We start from the raw sequence: 16,196 nt of genomic DNA on the forward strand, positions 1-16,196 counted from the left end.
CATGACAATGCCCGGAAGCAACGACCCCACCCTCGGCGCGGTCGACGCCCACGGCTCCGACCGTGGCACGGACGGCGCCCTCGACACCAAGGCCTCCAAGGTCTACGAGGTGACCACGAAGTCACGCCGCGGGTCCTTCCGCGCCGTCTGGTGGCGGCACGCCCTGGCCCTGCTGGCCCTCGCGTTCGCGCTCTTCCCGATCATCTTCATCGTCTCCTCGGCCTTCAACAACGCGGGGACGCTGTCCACCTCCGGGCTGCTGCCGACGCGGCCCGGCCTGCGCAACTTCGACGCGCTGCTCAGCGACCCCGCGCGTCCGTACTGGACGTGGTACCGCAACTCGCTCATCATCTGCGTCGTCGCCACGGCCGGGACCCTCGTGCTCGGGGCCGCCGCGGCCTACGCGTTCTCGCGCCTGCGGTGGACCGGCCGGCGCTTCGGCCTGCTCTTCATCCTGCTCGTGCAGATGTTCCCGGCGGTCCTGGCCTTCGTCGCGCTCTACATCACCTTCGCCAACGTCGGCGTCGTCCTGCCGGGCATCGGCCTGAACACGATCTGGGGCCTGCTCCTCGTCTACCTGGGCGGGGCGATGGGCGGCAACATCTGGCTCTTCAAGGGCTACTTCGACACGATCCCCAAGGAGCTGGACGAGGCGGCCAAGCTCGACGGCGCCAGCCACGCCCGGGTCTTCTTCACGATCATCCTGCCGCTGGTCCGCCCGATCCTGGCGACGGTCGCCATGCTGGCCTTCGTCGGCCTCTGGGGCGAGTTCCTGCTGGCCAGCGTGTTCCTGAGCAGCTCGGACAACCAGACCCTCGCGGTGGGCCTGTGGGCCACCCGCAACGCTGACCAGAACCGCTACTTCGGCCAGTTCGTCGCCGGTGCGCTGCTGGCCTCGTTGCCGGTCGTCATCACCTACCTCCTCCTGCAGAAGCAGCTGATCGGTGGCATGACCACGGGCTCCGTGAAGTGATCGCGGCGGGCGAGCCCCATCACGACGGGTCGCCGCTCCACGTCTCGCAGCAGGCCCCCACCCTGGGGTCGGTCGTCTCGGTCCGCGTGCGGGTCCCGCGCGCGGCCCGGGTGACCGGCGTCCACGTGCGGACGACGCCGGACGGCGAGCAGTTCTTCTCCGACGCCCGGGTGGTGCACGAGGACGACACCGAGACGTGGTGGCAGGCGGAGATCACCTGCCACAACCCGGTGACGAACTACCGGTTCCTGCTCGACGCCGCCGGCGACCACGAGGTCAGCGGCGAGGAGGACCCGATCAGGCGCCCTGCGGCATACCGGTGGCTCAACGGCGCCGGCCTGCACGCGCGGGACGTCCCCGACGCCGCCGACTTCCGGCTGGTCGCCCACCCGGCCCCGCCGGCGTGGGCGACCGGGGCGGTGGTCTACCAGGTCTTCCCCGACCGGTTCGCCCGGGACGCCGCCGCCGAGCCCGACGGCGACCCCGGCGGCCCGCGGACCGACCTCCCCGGCTGGGCCACCGCCGCAGCCTGGGACGACCCTCTCGACACCGGCAAGGACCGTGGGCCGGCCCAGGTCTACGGCGGCACCCTCGACGGCGTGCGCGAGCACCTGGATCACCTCGTCGAGCTCGGCGTGACCGTGCTCTACCTCACCCCCGTCTTCCCCGCCCGCTCCAACCACCGCTACGACGCGACCACCTTCGACCGCGTCGACCCGCTGCTCGGCGGGGACGAGGCGCTGGTCCGCCTCCAGGAGGCGGCGCACGAGCGCGGCCTCCTCGTCATGGGCGACATCACCACCAACCACACCGGCGACGAGCACGAGTGGTTCCTGGCTGCCCAGGCCGACCCCCAGGGCCCGGCGGGGGACTGGTACGTCCGGGACCCCGACCACCCGGGCGACTGGGTCCGGTGGCTGGGCGTGGAGAGCCTGCCCAAGCTGGACCACGCCAACCCGGCGGTCCGTTCGGCCCTCACCGACGGGCCGGACTCGGTGGTCGAGCGCTGGCTCGGCCCCGGGCACGGCCTTGACGCGTGGCGCGTGGACGTGGCCAACATGACCGGCCGCTACCGCGACGTCGACCTCGCGCACCAGGTGGCCCGGGAGACGAGGGCGGCGGTCGACCGCGCCACCGGCGGCACCGGGCTCGTCGTCGCCGAGCACACCCACGACCACAGCGCCGACGTGACCGGCGACGGCTGGCACGGCGTGATGAACTACTCCGGCTTCACCCGGCCGGCCTGGACCTGGCTGCGGGCACCGGGCTTCGCGCCCAAGTTCCTGGGCAGCCCGTTGCGGGTGCCGCGGCTCGGGGCGGACCTCGTGGTCGAGACCATCCGCGAGTTCTCCGCGATCGTGCCGTGGCGTTCGCTCGTCCACAGCATGACGCTCGTGGGCTCGCACGACACCACCCGCGTGCGCACGCTCGTCGGCGACGACCCGGGGCAGGTGCGGGTCGCCGCCGCGCTGCTGCTGACCTCCCCGGGCATCCCGATGATCACCTACGGCGACGAGGTCGGCATGCCCGGCGACTTCGGCGAGGACGGGCGCCGGCCGATGCCCTGGGCGGACCGGGGCGTCCCCGGCGGCCGGTGGGACGAGGACCTGCTCGACACCTACCGCGAGCTGATCCGCCTGCGCCGCGCCTCGCCCGCCCTCACGGCCGGCGGGATCCGCTGGCTGCACGCGCACGACGACGCGATGGTCTTCCTCCGCGAGCACCCGGACGAGACGGTCCTCGTGCACGTCGCACGGGCCGCGCACGACGCCATACCGCTGGAGCTGGTGGACCTCCCCGGGGCTGCGGACGCGCGTCCCCTCGCCGGTGACGGGGTCCGCCTCGAGGGCGACCGGCTCCTCGTCCACGCCGAGGCAACGGGGTATGACGTGTGGAGCTGGCCGACCCGGGCGCCCGCCTGGGAGCCGGTCCCCGAGGACTACCGGGGCGGGTGGTGAGGGTGGGAGTCGACGCACGCAGCACCTCCACCGGCGGCGGCACCCGGGGCCGGCTCGCGGACCTCGCCTCCTACGCCGGGGTGAGCGAGGCCACGGTCAGCCGGGTCCTCAACGACCGCTCCGGGGTGGCGGCGAGCACGCGCCAGGCCGTGCTCACCGCGCTGGACGTCCTCGGCTACGAGCGGCCCAGCAAGCTCCAGCGCAGCAGCGCCGGGCTCATCGGCCTCGTCGTCCCCGAGCTGACCAACCCGGTCTTCCCGATGTTCGCCCAGATCGTCGAGACGCAGCTGGCGGCCGCGGGCTACACCCCGGTGCTGTGCACCCAGACGCCCGGCGGGGTCCACGAGGACGAGTACGTCCAGATGCTCCTGGCCCGGGGGGTCTCGGGCATCGTCTTCGTTAGCGGTTTCCACGCCGACACGCGCGCCAGCATCGACCGGTATGTCGAGCTGCGGCGCCGCGGGCTGCCGATCGCGCTCATCAACGGTTACCGCGAGGGGGTCGACGCGACCTTCATCTCGCACGACGACGTGGCGTCCATGAAGGTGGCGGTGAGCCACCTGCGCGAGCTCGGCCACACCCGGATCGGCTTCGCCACGGGACCGCCCCGCTACATCCCGGTGCAGCGGCGCATCGCCGGTTTCCGGGCGGCGATGCAGGGCGTGCCCGGGGTCGACGTCGACGAGATGATCTGCACCACGCTGTTCACGGTCGAGGGCGGCGCCGCGGCCGCGCTCCAGCTGATCGAGGCGGGCGCTACGGCGATCGTCGCGGGCTCGGACGTGATGGCGCTCGGGGTCCTTCGGTCCGCGCGCCAGCTGGGGCTGCGGGTCCCGCACGACCTGTCGGTGATCGGTGGGGACGACGTGCCGTTCATGGCCTTCGTGGACCCGCCGCTCACCACGGTGCGGATGGATGTCAACGGCATGGCCGAGGCCGCGGCGACGGCCGTCCTCGAGGAGATCGCGGGGGAGCCGGTCGAGCACCGGGAGTACCTCTTCGCCCCCGAGCTCATCCTGCGTCAGTCGACGGTCGCGCCCGCGGGCTGAGGGGATCCGTCACGCGGCCCGCGGCCACTCCAGCCGGTACCAGGTCGGCGACGTCCGGCTCATCGGCCATCCCAGTCCGGCCGTGGTCGCGGGCTCGACATCCAGGACCCGCCAGCCGGCGAACGCCGTCGTCACGTCCTCCGGGGAGACGCCGCCGGCGAACCACAGGATGCGCACCGGCTGGAACTGCATCATCAGCAGCGTCGCGCCGGGTCGCGCGAGCCGGGTGATGCTGGCCGCCTCCCCGCGGCGTCCCTCCTCGGCCAGCCCCTGGAAGCACCCGACGTCGAGGAACAGGTCGAACGTCCCCAGGTCCGCGGGGAGGTCGGTCGCGTCGGCCACCCGGAAGGTGGCACCGTCCGGCCCACGTCGTCCCGCCTGCTCGACGGCCCTCGGCACGACGTCGACGCCGACGTAGTCCCACCCCTGCCGCACGAGCCCGGGCGCGTAGACGCCACGTCCGCAGCCCACGTCGAGGACACGGCCGGGAGGGGTCCCGTGCTCGTCGCTCTCGCGCCCGAGCCGCTCGTCGATGCCGCGCGCGGCGACCTGGGGGTAGCGCTCCCACGGTCGCAGGCCCAGCCGGTAGAACCACCGGTAGTCGACCACCTCCTCATGGTCCTCCCGTCCTCCCTCCCCGTCCAGGCCTGTCGCGACCCTTGCGTGGTCACCCGTTCCGCGCCACTCGTCTCTTGCGGCGGTCGCGAGCCTCAGCCGGACGTCCGGCGTGCGCGCACCATGGCCCGGAACACCTCGACGAGGGCCGGCTCGTCCGCGACGCGGTGCTGAGCCGTCGTCGCGCCCGGGCCGACACGGACGGTGAGCCGTCGGGCGGCGCGCTCGCGGTCCCGGTCGTCGGCCAGCGCCTCGAACCCCTGCTCGTCGGTGACGTCGTCGCCGGAGTAGAACACCGCGTCGACGCCCAGCTCCCGCGCCAGCGCCACGAGCGCCACGCCCTTGCCGACGTGCGCCACGGCGAGCTCGACGACCTCCTTGCCGGGGGTCACCGCCAGGTCGGTATGCCGTGCGCCGAGGGCGAGGGCCGCCTCCAGGGCGGCGGAGCTCGCCCCGGGGTCGAGCCCCCGGGTGTGGACGACCCGTCCGGCGGGCTTGTCCTCGATCCGCACGCCGGGGTGCTCGTCGACGAGCGCGGCGAGGTCGTCCTGGAGGCGCTGCAGCAGCGCCCGCTGCTCGTCGGAGAGGGCCAGCCCGTCGGGCCGCCGGGAGTCCTCGGCCCCGTGGCTGCCCAGGAGGAGGATCGGCTCCCGGGCCCCCGACAGCTGCCGCAGCGGCCCCACGGCCCGCCCGGAGACCAGGGCGACCGTGGTGCCCGGGAGCGCGGCGAGCGCGGTGAGTGCCGGCATACCTCCCTCGACCGGGCGTGAGTCCATCGGGTCGAGGACGAGGGGGGCGAGCGCCCCGTCGAAGTCGGTGGCGACGAGGACCGTCGGCAGGGCGGCGAAGGCCTCGACGGCGGCGCGCAGGTCGGGGTCGAGAGTCATGAGGAGACCTCCTTGCGGACGGCGGGCTTGCCGGGTGCCGCGTCGAGGGCGGTGAGGAAGGCCTCGGCCCAGGTCTGGACGTCGTGCCGGCGCACCCGGCGGCGCAGGGAGGCCATCCGGCGCCGCTTGAGCGCCGGGTCGTCGCGGATCGCCCGCAGGATCGTCTCCTTCAGGCCGGCGATGTCGTGCGGGTTGCACAGGTAGGCCGAGCGCATCTCCTCCGCGGCACCGGTGAACTCCGACAGGACCAGGGCGCCGCCGCCGTCGTGGCGGGCGGTGACGTACTCCTTGGCGACGAGGTTCATGCCGTCGCGCAGCGGCGTGACGAGCATGACGTCGGCCACCTTGAAGAGCGCCGCCATCTCCTCCCGGCCGTAGGACTGGTGCAGGTAGTGGACGGCCGTGTCGCCGAGGTGGGAGAAGTCGCCGTTGATGCGCCCGACGGTCGCCTCGATCTGCTCGCGCAGGGTGCGGTAGGCCTCGACGCGTTCGCGGCTGGGCGTGGCGACCTGGACGAAGGTGACCTGCGGCGGGGCGATCTCGCCGTCGGCCAGCAGCTCCTCGATGGCGCGCAACCGGTGCCGGATGCCCTTGGTGTAGTCGAGCCGGTCGACGCCGAGGAGCACCACCTCGGGGTTTCCGAGCGAGGCCCGGATCTCGGTCGCCCGGGCCCGCACGCCGGGGCTGTCGGCCAGCTTCCGGAAGCCCTCGGCGTCGATGGAGATGGGGACCGACCCTGCGCGGGCGACCCGCCGGCCGGCGCCGAGGCGACCGTCGTCGGCCCCCTGCCAGGTGACGACGTCGCCCTTGACGCTGGCGCCGAGGACCGAGCGGCACCCGCGCAGGAAGTTGCGGGCGTCGTCGGGGCGCTGGAAGCCCAGGAAGTCGGCGCCCAGGAGGCCGCGGAGCAGCATGGCCCGCCAGGGCAGCTGGGCGAAGAGCTCGACCGGGGGGAAGGGGATGTGGTTGAACCAGCCGATGCGCAGGTCGGGCCGGCGGTCGCGCAGCATCGCCGGCACCAGCTGCAGCTGGTAGTCGTGCACCCAGACCGTCGCCCCCTCGGCGGCGACCTCGGCCACGGCCTCGGTGAACTTCTCGTTGACCCGGCGGTAGGCGTGCCACCAGGAGCGGTGGTAGGTCGGGGGGACGATGACGTCGTGGTAGAGCGGCCAGAGGGTGTCGTTGCTGAACCCCTCGTAGAAGTCGGTGACGTCCTCGGCGGTGAGCCCGACCGGGTGCAGCCGCAGCAGGCCGTCGTCGAAGGGGTCCGGGGCCTCACCGGGGAAGCCGGCCCACCCGACCCACGCCGCCTCCCGCTCGTGCATCACCGACTCCATCGCGGTCACGAGGCCTCCGGGGCTGGTCCGCCAGGTGACGGTGCCGTCCGGGCTGACGCTGCGGTCGACCGGCAGGCGGTTGGCGGCGATGACGAGGTCGAAGGTGCGGGCGGCGGATGAAACCATGCTGGCCTCTCGGTCGTTGATCCCTGGACGCCCACCCTAGGGCCCGACACCGACGACCGCCCGGGCGACCTGCCCGCACCGCGCCAGGAGACGGCATACCGTGGAACCCGTGACGACCGAGCTGCCCCGCACGCCCGGCGGCGACCAGACCCGCCCGGTGCCGGTCGTGCTGCCCCGGCGCCTGGGCGACTACGAGCTGGGGGAGCGGCTCGGCGAGGGCGGGATGGGCGTCGTGTGGCGCGCCACCGGACCGCGCGACCGCGACGTGGCGATCAAGGTGCTGCGCGAGCACATCGCCCACGACGAGCAGGCCCGGACGCGGCTACGCCGGGAGGTGAGCACGCTGGCGCGGGTGCACCACCCGCGGGTGGCCGCGGTCATCGACGCCGACGTCGACGGCCCGGCGCCCTACATCGTGACGGAGTACGTGCCCGGGCCGCCGCTGGACCAGGTCGTCGACGAGCGCGGCCCGCTGGGCGGCGAGGCGCTGCTGCGGCTCGGCCGCGGGCTCGGCCAGGCGCTGCGGGCGATCCACGCCGTCGGCATCGTGCACCGTGACCTCAAGCCCGGCAACGTGCTCATGGTCGGCGACGACCCGGTCGTCATCGACTTCGGCATCGCGCAGGTCGCCGACGACGCGCGGCTGACGATGACCGGGATGGTCATGGGGACCCCGGGCTACCTCTCCCCGGAGGTGGTCGAGGGAGGCGAGGTGAGCGAGGCCACGGACTGGTGGGGGTGGGCCGCCACGATCGCGTATGCCGCGTCCGGCCGGCCCCCCTTCGGCCGGGGACCGCTGACGGTCGTGCTCGACCGGGTGCTGCGCGGACGGCTCTCGCTGGAGGGGGTCGACCCGCAGCTGGCGCCGCTCCTGCGCGCCGCGCTCGACCCCGACCCGCTGCGGCGGCCCACCGAGGCGCAGGTGCTGGACGGGCTCGAGCGCTACGCCCGGCGGGAGGACGTGACCGGGGCGCTGCCGACCTGGATGCTGGAGCCGGCGACGGAGCAGGTCCCGTCCAGCGCGCCGGCGGCCGACGTGGACGTGACCCGCGTGCACCGGGCGCCCGAGCGGACGCGGGTCGCGCCGGTCCGGTCGCAGCCCCGCCGGGAGCCCCTCCCGCCCCCGCCCGTGGTGCGCCGCGCCGAGGAGAGCGGGCCGCCCGCGGGAGCCACGGCATACCCGCTGCAGCCGGTGGGCGTGCCCGGTCCGGGGGAGCGGGGTGGCCCGGACCCTCGGCTCGGTCGGAGCTCGCGGACCGGCACGTTGCTGGCGATGCTCGTCGGCTTCGTGGGGCTGGCGGCGACGGCGCCGCTGGCGGCGTGGGGGCTGTTCGCGGTATGGGGTGTGGTGGTGCGGACCGTCGACCGGAGCCTGACCAGCCTGGTGCTGCGCCGGCACGAGGCGGGGCGGCGGCGCAGCGACGTGCCGGTGCTGGTGGTGACCTCGCCGTGGCACCTCGTGTGGGCGGTGCTGGCGACGGCCCTGTCGCTGCTGCTGGCCGCGGGGCTGGCGGCCATCATGGCGGTCGTGGGGGCGGGGGTGCTGTCGAGCACCCAGGTCGTGCCGGGGATGGCGGCCGACCACCCGGTGGTGGTGGCGCTGAGCTCGGCGGTCGGGGCGGCGATCGCGTGGTGGGGGCTGGCGTCGACGTCGCTGCGGCGGGGCTCGCGGACGGTGCTGCGCGGGGTCGTGCCGCGCGGGGCGCCGACGCTGATCGTGGGAACGCTGTGCCTGGTCGGTGGTGGGCTGCTGCTGGGCTGGGGTGCCCTGGAGGGCGGGCCGGTGTCGTGGTGGCCCCTCGGGCCTGACTTCGACCCTCGGGACCTGGTGCCGAACCTGTACTGAGCGATGGCGGGAGCCGCAAGTCGTCGCGCATGCCGGGGCCGGTGTGCGCGATGGGGTGGGGGAGCGACACGCGTGACGCTGGTCACAACTGCTGGCGGGGGCGGGGCGCCCTCGCCTACCGTGGTCGGGCTCGTCCCATCCGTCACACCTGTCCCGTTCGTCCCGGTGGCGCAGGACGAGCAGATCCTTGATCGTCCCTCGGAAGGACCTGCCGGATGGCCACCACCGCCAAGCACCGCTCCGTACCCCGCGTGCCCGGCCTGCGTCGTGCAGGTCATGCCGCGCTGGCCGGCGCGGCGTCCCTCGCCACGGTCGGCGTGGCGACGCCGCCGGCGGCCGCCGCCGAGAGCGACAACGTGTGGGACCGGGTGGCCGACTGCGAGTCCAGCGGCAACTGGAGCATCAACACCGGCAACGGCTACTACGGCGGGCTGCAGTTCTGGCACCCGACCTGGACGAGCTTCGGGGGCGCCGAGTTCGCGCCCTACGCGCACCAGGCCTCCAAGGTGCAGCAGATCGCCGTGGCGCAGCGGGTGCTCAAGGTGCAGGGCCCGGGCGCCTGGCCGGTCTGCTCGGTGCGTGCCGGGCTGACCATGGAGAACGGCTCGGCGCCCTACCCGGGCAGCGGCACCCCGGCGCCCGCACCGGCGCCCGCGCCGACGGGGACCTGGTGGGTGGCGGCGCAGCCGGGCGCGAACGTCCGCAGCGGCCCGAGCACGAGCTATGCGGTGGTGGGTTCGGCGGCCACCGGCACGAAGATCACCGGCTCGATGACCAACGGCTGGGTCAGGCTGGCGGACGGTCGCGGCTGGATCAGCGGGTCCACGCTGACCACGACGCAGCCCGCCCCGGCACCCGCGCCCGCCCCGGCCCCGGCGCCCGCGCCGACGGGGACCTGGTGGGTGGCGGCGCAGCCGGGCGCGAACGTCCGCAGCGGCCCGAGCACGAGCTACGCCGTGGTTGGCTCGGCGGCCACCGGCACGAAGATCACCGGCTCGATGACCAACGGCTGGGTGAGGCTGGCCGACGGTCGCGGGTGGATCAGCGGGTCCACGCTGACCACGACGCAGCCCGCCCCGGCACCCGCCCCCGCCCCGCCGCCCCCCAGCAGCACCACGTCCTGGACCGTCACCGCGACCGCGGGCGCCAACGTGCGCTCGGGGCCGGGCACGTCATACGCGGTGGTCGGCGGAGCCGCGCACGGGACGAAGGTGAGCGGCACGCTCGAGGGCGGTTGGGTCCGGCTCGCCGACGCGCGCGGCTGGATCAGCGGGTCGATCCTCGCCCCGGCGGGCTCGAGCAGCGGGAGCGGGACCGCGTCCACGATGGCGCCGCTGGTGGTGGACGGCAGCCGCGGCCCGGCGACGGTCAGGGCGGTCCAGCGGTGGGTCGGCCTGGCCGAGACAGGACGCTGGGACACGGCGACCGTCAGGGCGCTGCAGGCCGAGGTCGGGACGACGGCGGACGGCAACTGGGGGCCGGCCTCGCAGGCGGCGCTGCAGACCCGGATCGGTATGACGCGGGACGGGTCGACCTACATGAACTACCGGACGTTGGTCGAGCTGCAGAAGTGGCTGAATGCCAACGTCATCGGGTGAGGCTCCGCTGACCGCTTAGACTCGTCGGGCCGTCCGGCTAGCGCCGGGCGGCGTGCTGGCGTGGCGCAATCGGTAGCGCACCTGTCTTGTAAACAGGTGGTTGAGGGTTCGAGTCCCTTCGCCAGCTCTCCTCCTGACCAGCGATTTCACCCCTCTGGCCTGCGGAAACGATGCTAGTGTGCCTTGGAGCGGCGTGGTCACACGTTGCCAGAAGTAGGCACGAAGTGGCACCCTTAGTGCACGTATGATGCACGAAATGGGGACGCGATGGCATCGAGACGAGGCTTCGGAACGCTGAGGCGGCTGCCCTCCAAGCGGTGGCAGGCCACCTACGTGGGGCCTGACCTGGCACGCCACACGGCTCCGCACACCTTCACCGCCAAGGTGGATGCCGAGGCCTGGCTCGCCAAGGAGTGGGCCCTGGTGAACGGCGACGGCTGGGTCCCCCCGAAGCGGCGGGCGGAGCTCGCCGAGCGGCTGGCACCACCCACCTTCGAGGAGTACGCCCGCCAGTGGCTCGCCGACCGGTCCCTGAAACCGCGGACCCGGGAGGGCTACGAGCACCTGCTACGGCGCTACCTCGAGCCGGAGTTCGGCGACCTGCTGGTCTCCGACCTCACGCCGGCCCTCGTGCGCCGGTGGTGGGCCAGCCTGTCTCCGGACCACCCGACGGTCAACGCCCGCGCCTACGCGCTGCTGCGGGCCATCCTGACCACCGCAGTCACCGACGAGCTCCTCGCCAGCAACCCGTGCCGCGTCCGAGCCGCCTCGAACCCGCCGACCAAGAAGGAGATCCGTCCGGCGACCGTCGCCGAGCTGGACGTGCTCGTGAGGGAGATGCCGGACCAGCTCGGCGCGCTCGTCATGCTGTGCGCGTGGTGCGCGCTGCGGGTGGGGGAGGTGCTCGAGCTGCGCCGGAGCGACCTCGACCTGAACCGCGGCGTCGTCAAGGTCACCCGGGCAGTGTCATGGGTCCGGGGCCAGCCGATCGTCGGCACCCCAAAGTCGGCCGCCGGCACCCGTGAGGTCAGCGTGCCGCCGCACATCCTCCCCCTCTTGCAGGAGCACCTGGAGAAGCACGTGGGACCCAGTGCGGGCGCCCTGCTCTTCCCCTCGATGCGCGACCGCGAGCGCCATCTGCAGCCGACGGTGCTGCATACCGCCTGGCGTAAGGCTCGGGCAGCCGCCGGCCGCGAGGACCTGAGGATCCACGACCTGCGGCACACCGGCGCGACCATGGCCGCCATGACCGGCGCCACGTTGGCCGAGCTGCAGGCACGTCTCGGGCACTCGACGGTGGCCGCCGCGCTGCGCTACCAGGACGCAGCTCAAGGGCGCGACGCCGAGATCGCAGCGAAGCTCTCCGAACTCGCCCGCCCTCCCAAGGAATGAGCAGCGGTGCGGAGGTTGGGGACCGAGGAAGTGCGTGACATCGCGACTCCGCCGATGAGCGGATCGTTGCCGAGCCGTGCCGGACGGCCGCCCGGTCGATGTCCGGACGCTTGGAACCCGTGGTGGGAGAACTGTAGTTGGGGATGAGCGCGCGCACCGATCCGACAACGCGTTAGTCATCCGCCAGACCGCTCTGCCGGCTGCTGAAAATTCAAAGTCTTGGAGCAGGGTGTCGGCGCGACCGGCTGCAATGGGACCTGCCAGAGAGATGCAGGTGTCGAGCCGGGCCGCGTTCGTTCGCAGGCGAAGGCTGGAGTGGGTTGTCCCCTATTGTTCGCCCAGCAGATCCAAGCATCCCTGCGTAAGATCTTCTGGGAAATGCTCAGCGATGAACTCACACTGTCTCAACTCAGCCTTGTTGGCACTAGTACTCCCAGTGTAGAAGACCCATACCATGAACGCGAGTACGGCAACAATGCTAACGCCTAGAACTGCCGCCATCCACCATGTAACGCCGAGGATGTCGGCCGAACGTTCAGCGCGACGTGCCGTCCGGAGGCGCTTGCCATACTCGGGCGTCATCTCCTCAATCTCAGGCAGCCACAACTTCGTCCTCGGTGGGCCTTTCGCGCTGCTCGAGGCGGTCGCTGAGTCACGAGGATCTGCAAGTGATAGCTTTTGCTGTGCTTTGGTGAATTGCGGATTCATTTCCAGCACTCGCCGGTATAACCCTTGAGCCTCGGCCAGGCGGCCTTGCCGCTCGGCAACCACTCCTGAGTACCAGACGGCCTCGACGTAGTTTGCGTCCAATTCGCGTGCTCGAGCGAACGCTGCTTCTGCCGCCAGGTAGTCCTTCAGGCGTAAGTGCGCTCGTCCTAGGAGAACAGCGGCACGCGAGTCGTGCTGCGCGAGCGGTTGGCTGATCGCAATCGCCATACGCGGGTCACTACCAAGCAACGCGAGGACATGAGCCTTCGTGTCAGCGTCCATGACTGTGACCTTTCATCCCTTAGTCCGAGGGCGTCGATCTGCTGACTCGGGCCTTGTCGGCAACCGCTTCATGCTTCGTCCTCTTCGGCATCTTCAGCCTCGTTGGCGTCGTCGACCTCGTCGGGGTCGGGGGGTGCTTGGTCGTTGGCGTCGTCGACCTCGTCGGGGTCGGGGGGTGCTTGGTCGTTGGCGTCGTCGACCTCGTCGGGGTCGGGGGGTGCTTGGTCGTTGGCGTCGTCGACCTCGTCGGGGTCGGGGGGTGCTTGGTCGTTGGCGTCGTCGACCTCGTCGGGGTCGGGGGGTGCTTGGTCGTTGGCGTCGTCGACCTCGTCGGGGTCGGGGGGTGCTTGGTCGTTGGCGTCGTCGACCTCGTCGGGGTCAGGGGAAGACGCATGCTGGCCCGCATCTTCGGCGCGAGCATCCGACGCGGGAGGCCCGGACTCTCCGACGCCTTCGTGCTGCGGGAACGCGGGCGGACCGTAAGCGCGCGAGTCAACCTGGACTCCCGGCGCGGGCGGGCCAAAGAAGCGCGAGCCCCCCTCGCGAGCCAAGAGTCGATCCAACTGGCGCTCCTCCCGCTGCAAGTCACGGTGGGCGCTTCGCACTCGTTCGACCGCTTCCATCACCTTGTTGACATTGGCGCTCGCCTCCTCGCGTGCTGCAGCCTCGGCAGCCCAGACACCTGCGAACGCACCGATCACGGCTGTTGCCGCCCCAATGACGGCCACGCTTGCCGCAATCTCCGGACCGGTGAGAACAGCTAGCGCGCCTCCGCCGATGGACGCAGCGGGCGAGGATGCCGCGACAGCCTTTGCCGCAAGTGCCCCAGCCATTGCGCCCATCGCGTTCACCTCGCTGGCCGCTTGAGAGACAACCTGCGAGATGGAAGGGCCTTCAGGCCCTTTGAGCGCTGTGGACGTGGCTGCGGCGAAGTCTTCAACGGCGTCCTGGTAGTCCGCCGCCGCGTCGGCGAATCTCTCCCTTGCGTAAGCAAGGTCCTGGCTGTGGTCCGACACTGCTTTACCTGGCTTTGCTCGGGCCCATAGGGCGTGTACTTGACGATACGCTTGGTGGCAGGTGGCGGGCAACGGACGAGCTGATCCGGTCACGGAGAAGAGCAGCGTCGCAGACCCCGCACGGGCGCCTAGTCATCGCGTTGACCTAAGGGCACTTCTCCGCAGCTAGAGAGCGGTCAGGGCTTGGTCACCAGAGGAGGTCGTCGGTCAGCACGAACGTGCGGGGTCCTTGAGGGCGAGCCCGTCGATATGGACGAAGGCACCATGGTGCGGAAACTGCAGCTGGGCCCAGGGCGACTCCAAGCAGGTGACGATCACTCGGTCACCGGGGTGGAGGAGCCCGATCGGGGAGAAACCCATGCTCGGACCGGGCCGGACGTTCCAGTCGTCGGTCCCTTCGATCGTGGCCTCTACGCCTTGCGTGGACATCTTTGCCCAGTGGTAGAGCAGTTCGCCGCGTATGGACCATGATACTGCGGCAACGAGCAGCACTAGTAGAACCAAAACCGTGAAGACCGTGCGCGACCGCCGGGCGCCCGCTCTTGAGGCTGCGTACACCGGTTCGACGGCGTCTCTCGGCAACGAGGGAGCACCAGCGCGACGCCCACCCAACTCAGAGGAGCGGTTCATTCGCGCCTGGTACTGGCGGTTGTGCTTTTGGAAGCTCTTCATCGCGTCCTGAGACTGGCGCTGGGCACGCTGGGAAGAAACGAGTGCGGGGTCGTAAGGCATGACTTTCCCCTGCAGGATGTCGGTACAGTGCAGAATGAGCTGGCCAACTGACGGCAGCTGACCTGATACCTGGCCGGCTGCCTCCTGTGACGGTCAGGTCTTAGGCTTCGGTGGGGATCGCCGGAGAGCCTTGGGGTCAGTCCCTTGGCTGATACCCGGCGCCCTAACCTGGTATATGTGCCCTGCGTCGGCAATGTTGCACCGCGACCGAGCCCTTCCTCAGAAACCGTAGTCGTGGACGACACTCTCGCCAGGCCGGCGCCGGAGGCCGGAGAATTGAGCGTCCCGGGGGCTCGCGGACGCGCGGATTTGCCGCCTGCCGAGCGGCGGCGTGTCGGCCCCGTTGCCGCATCATCTAGTGCCATCCTCCACCGATGCTGATTGCCTATGCCCGAAGTGTTCCGCCCTGGGCACTCGTCGGGATCGCGCTGATCGCTGCCACCGGGTGCGCGGCCCTAATCGTGCTGCTTCGCCAGGGCAGGCGCGACCTTGCCGGCTGGACAGCCTTCTCGGGAGTCTGCCTCGTCATCGCACTCATCACCTTGACTCCCAGCGGAGATTCCTTCGACGCGAACTGGTGCGCTCTCGAGGACTGGACTCCAACTCCTCCTACCCAACTGCTCTCCTTGAGCCACGACGCGCTCAACGTCTGGGTCTTCGCCTTCCTCGGCATCGCCGTAGCCGCACTGCCAGGACGGCAATTCGTCCTCGGCGCAGGAATCACTCTGCTTGGACCGCTGGCCATCGAGTGGCTCCAGTACCTGCTGCCTGCCCTCGGCCGCAGCTGCCAGTCCACCGACCTCACGAACAACTGGGCCGGTGGCGTGGCGGGCTTGGCGGTCGCCGCAGCTGTCCGTGCGCTCAAGAGGTAGAACCACCCGCACGGATCTGCCGCCGGTCGTGCCCTTCTACAGGGTCGCGCTCTCATGCCACGCCTTTGCGGTCTCCTCGTCGTAGTACCGCGTGAACCCACACCCCCACGCGATCGGTGAGTCCATCGGTTCGCCTCCCCACCGCGCTTCACCGCTCACAAGCAGGCGCGTTCCGACCCGGAAAGGCAGATCTTCCTCCGCGGTCCCTTCGCCAACTACCTGCAGGTCGACCGTGACCTCGTCCGCGTCACCACCGTCGAACCACTCACGGACTTGGAACGTGACGCCCACAAGGTTCAGGTCACCGTCATCACCCCGGTCAGTGACAGACGGCCCCAGACGTACGACGATCCCATCGAAGGCGAAGCCGCGATTTTGGAGTGTGTCGAGCGAGTAGGACTCGACGCAAGCGGCCGCACCACCATCTGGCAGTGGACCGCCTTCGTCTTGCGCTACGTGCTCGCTGCTAGCGGTTTCGCCTGCAGCTGCATCCACACCTCGAGGGCCCTCTGTTCTCTCCGACTCGCCACTGCCGCAGGCGGACAGGATCAGTCCAAGGCTCAGAATCATCCCAGCGGTGCTGTGCATTCGCATCGTGTGCTCCAGGTCGGCGTCGGCTCCAGGTAGGACGCCAGCGTCCCCGCCGGAGTTCCCTACCGGACATCCTGTACTGCCGCTGTGAACGCGTAGCGTCCGACCATGCCGCGTGGAGGACGGCTGCGCTCGTCCGACTTTGCCGCAGGTCGCGCCTTGCTGTGGGTGATTCAGGCGGGGCGGGACAGCTCGTGCTCGACGGCCCGGCGGA

At 71.4% G+C, this 16,196-nt stretch carries 14 protein-coding genes and 1 tRNA gene; 8 read left to right on the top strand and 7 right to left on the bottom strand.

Annotated features, from left to right (window positions below; translation table 11 throughout):
• Nucleotide 1 precedes the first annotated feature (1 nt).
• The 3 genes from D4B81_RS15975 to D4B81_RS15985 are packed head-to-tail and all read left to right on the top strand — an operon-like array spanning nucleotide 2 to nucleotide 3,980.
• Nucleotides 2-973 (top strand): sugar ABC transporter permease, encoded by a 972-nt coding sequence (locus tag D4B81_RS15975; protein WP_122263676.1) that lies wholly within the window; start codon nucleotides 2-4, stop codon nucleotides 971-973.
• Nucleotides 970-2,931 carry a glycoside hydrolase family 13 protein gene (locus D4B81_RS15980; RefSeq protein WP_122263677.1) on the top strand — a complete coding sequence of 654 codons (1,962 nt, stop codon included), beginning with the start codon at nucleotides 970-972 and terminating at the stop codon, nucleotides 2,929-2,931. The genes D4B81_RS15975 and D4B81_RS15980 overlap by 4 nt, the downstream gene beginning before the upstream one ends.
• A gap of 2 nt (nucleotides 2,932-2,933) precedes the next feature.
• Complete coding sequence (locus tag D4B81_RS15985; RefSeq protein WP_122263678.1) at nucleotides 2,934-3,980, top strand: LacI family DNA-binding transcriptional regulator; 1,047 nt, start codon at nucleotides 2,934-2,936, stop codon at nucleotides 3,978-3,980.
• Between the two features lie 9 nt (nucleotides 3,981-3,989).
• Here D4B81_RS15985 and D4B81_RS15990 read toward each other — a convergent pair whose 3' ends face one another.
• The 3 genes from D4B81_RS15990 to D4B81_RS16000 form a co-directional block, all read right to left on the bottom strand.
• The gene (locus tag D4B81_RS15990) at nucleotides 3,990-4,589 is read right to left on the bottom strand and encodes a class I SAM-dependent methyltransferase (protein ID WP_122263679.1); all 600 of its coding nucleotides are present in this window, start codon (nucleotides 4,587-4,589) and stop codon (nucleotides 3,990-3,992) included.
• 101 nt (nucleotides 4,590-4,690) lie between these two features.
• Nucleotides 4,691-5,482 (bottom strand): trehalose-phosphatase, encoded by a 792-nt coding sequence (gene otsB, locus D4B81_RS15995; RefSeq protein WP_122263680.1) that lies wholly within the window; start codon nucleotides 5,480-5,482, stop codon nucleotides 4,691-4,693.
• Entirely contained in the window at nucleotides 5,479-6,945 is a 1,467-nt protein-coding gene (locus tag D4B81_RS16000) for an alpha,alpha-trehalose-phosphate synthase (UDP-forming) (RefSeq protein ID WP_122263681.1), read from the bottom strand. Before D4B81_RS16000 ends, otsB begins: the two co-directional genes overlap by 4 nt.
• A gap of 109 nt (nucleotides 6,946-7,054) precedes the next feature.
• On the opposite strand from D4B81_RS16000, the gene D4B81_RS19195 reads away from it, so the two are divergent.
• From D4B81_RS19195 to D4B81_RS16020, 4 genes are all read left to right on the top strand, one after another.
• A complete protein-coding gene (locus D4B81_RS19195) occupies nucleotides 7,055-8,791 on the top strand; it encodes a serine/threonine-protein kinase (protein ID WP_122263682.1) in 1,737 nt (578 codons plus the stop codon).
• 215 nt (nucleotides 8,792-9,006) lie between these two features.
• On the top strand, nucleotides 9,007-10,389 hold the full coding sequence (locus D4B81_RS16010; RefSeq protein ID WP_122263683.1) for a transglycosylase family protein: 1,383 nt from the start codon (nucleotides 9,007-9,009) through the stop codon (nucleotides 10,387-10,389).
• A gap of 54 nt (nucleotides 10,390-10,443) precedes the next feature.
• Nucleotides 10,444-10,516: transfer RNA gene (locus D4B81_RS16015), tRNA-Thr, on the top strand.
• Nucleotides 10,517-10,656: 140 nt separating this feature from the next.
• Nucleotides 10,657-11,781, top strand: coding sequence for a tyrosine-type recombinase/integrase (locus tag D4B81_RS16020; protein ID WP_122263684.1), 1,125 nt, complete (start codon nucleotides 10,657-10,659; stop codon nucleotides 11,779-11,781).
• Nucleotides 11,782-12,108: 327 nt separating this feature from the next.
• Here D4B81_RS16020 and D4B81_RS16025 read toward each other — a convergent pair whose 3' ends face one another.
• From D4B81_RS16025 to D4B81_RS18250, 3 genes are all read right to left on the bottom strand, one after another.
• Entirely contained in the window at nucleotides 12,109-12,771 is a 663-nt protein-coding gene (locus D4B81_RS16025) for a tetratricopeptide repeat protein (protein ID WP_122263685.1), read from the bottom strand.
• Between the two features lie 68 nt (nucleotides 12,772-12,839).
• Complete coding sequence (locus D4B81_RS18245) at nucleotides 12,840-13,787, bottom strand: hypothetical protein (RefSeq protein WP_161965216.1); 948 nt, start codon at nucleotides 13,785-13,787, stop codon at nucleotides 12,840-12,842.
• A gap of 207 nt (nucleotides 13,788-13,994) precedes the next feature.
• Complete coding sequence (locus tag D4B81_RS18250; protein ID WP_161965217.1) at nucleotides 13,995-14,519, bottom strand: SH3 domain-containing protein; 525 nt, start codon at nucleotides 14,517-14,519, stop codon at nucleotides 13,995-13,997.
• A 374-nt stretch (nucleotides 14,520-14,893) separates the two neighbouring features.
• Between D4B81_RS18250 and D4B81_RS16040 the strand changes: the two genes are divergently transcribed.
• Nucleotides 14,894-15,391, top strand: coding sequence for a VanZ family protein (locus D4B81_RS16040; RefSeq protein ID WP_122263688.1), 498 nt, complete (start codon nucleotides 14,894-14,896; stop codon nucleotides 15,389-15,391).
• A 36-nt stretch (nucleotides 15,392-15,427) separates the two neighbouring features.
• Here D4B81_RS16040 and D4B81_RS18255 read toward each other — a convergent pair whose 3' ends face one another.
• A complete protein-coding gene (locus D4B81_RS18255) occupies nucleotides 15,428-15,886 on the bottom strand; it encodes a hypothetical protein (protein WP_161965218.1) in 459 nt (152 codons plus the stop codon).
• Nucleotides 15,887-16,196: the final 310 nt, after the last annotated feature.

It is taken from the genome of Ornithinimicrobium cerasi, from assembly GCF_003702705.1.
In the GTDB taxonomy this organism is placed as follows: Bacteria; Actinomycetota; Actinomycetes; order Actinomycetales; family Dermatophilaceae; genus Ornithinicoccus; species Ornithinicoccus cerasi.

Bases quoted from the DNA above. Each gene is read 5' to 3' on its own strand.
- D4B81_RS15975 (WP_122263676.1), top strand. From the start codon at position 2: ATGACAATGCCCGGAAGCAACGACCCCACCCTCGGCGCGGTCGACGCC.
- otsB (WP_122263680.1), bottom strand. From the start codon at position 5,482: ATGACTCTCGACCCCGACCTGCGCGCCGCCGTCGAGGCCTTCGCCGCC.
- D4B81_RS16000 (WP_122263681.1), bottom strand. From the start codon at position 6,945: ATGGTTTCATCCGCCGCCCGCACCTTCGACCTCGTCATCGCCGCCAAC.
- D4B81_RS18250 (WP_161965217.1), bottom strand. From the start codon at position 14,519: ATGCCTTACGACCCCGCACTCGTTTCTTCCCAGCGTGCCCAGCGCCAG.
- D4B81_RS16010 (WP_122263683.1), top strand. From the start codon at position 9,007: ATGGCCACCACCGCCAAGCACCGCTCCGTACCCCGCGTGCCCGGCCTG.
- D4B81_RS16025 (WP_122263685.1), bottom strand. From the start codon at position 12,771: ATGGACGCTGACACGAAGGCTCATGTCCTCGCGTTGCTTGGTAGTGAC.
- D4B81_RS16040 (WP_122263688.1), top strand. From the start codon at position 14,894: ATGCTGATTGCCTATGCCCGAAGTGTTCCGCCCTGGGCACTCGTCGGG.
- D4B81_RS16020 (WP_122263684.1), top strand. From the start codon at position 10,657: ATGGCATCGAGACGAGGCTTCGGAACGCTGAGGCGGCTGCCCTCCAAG.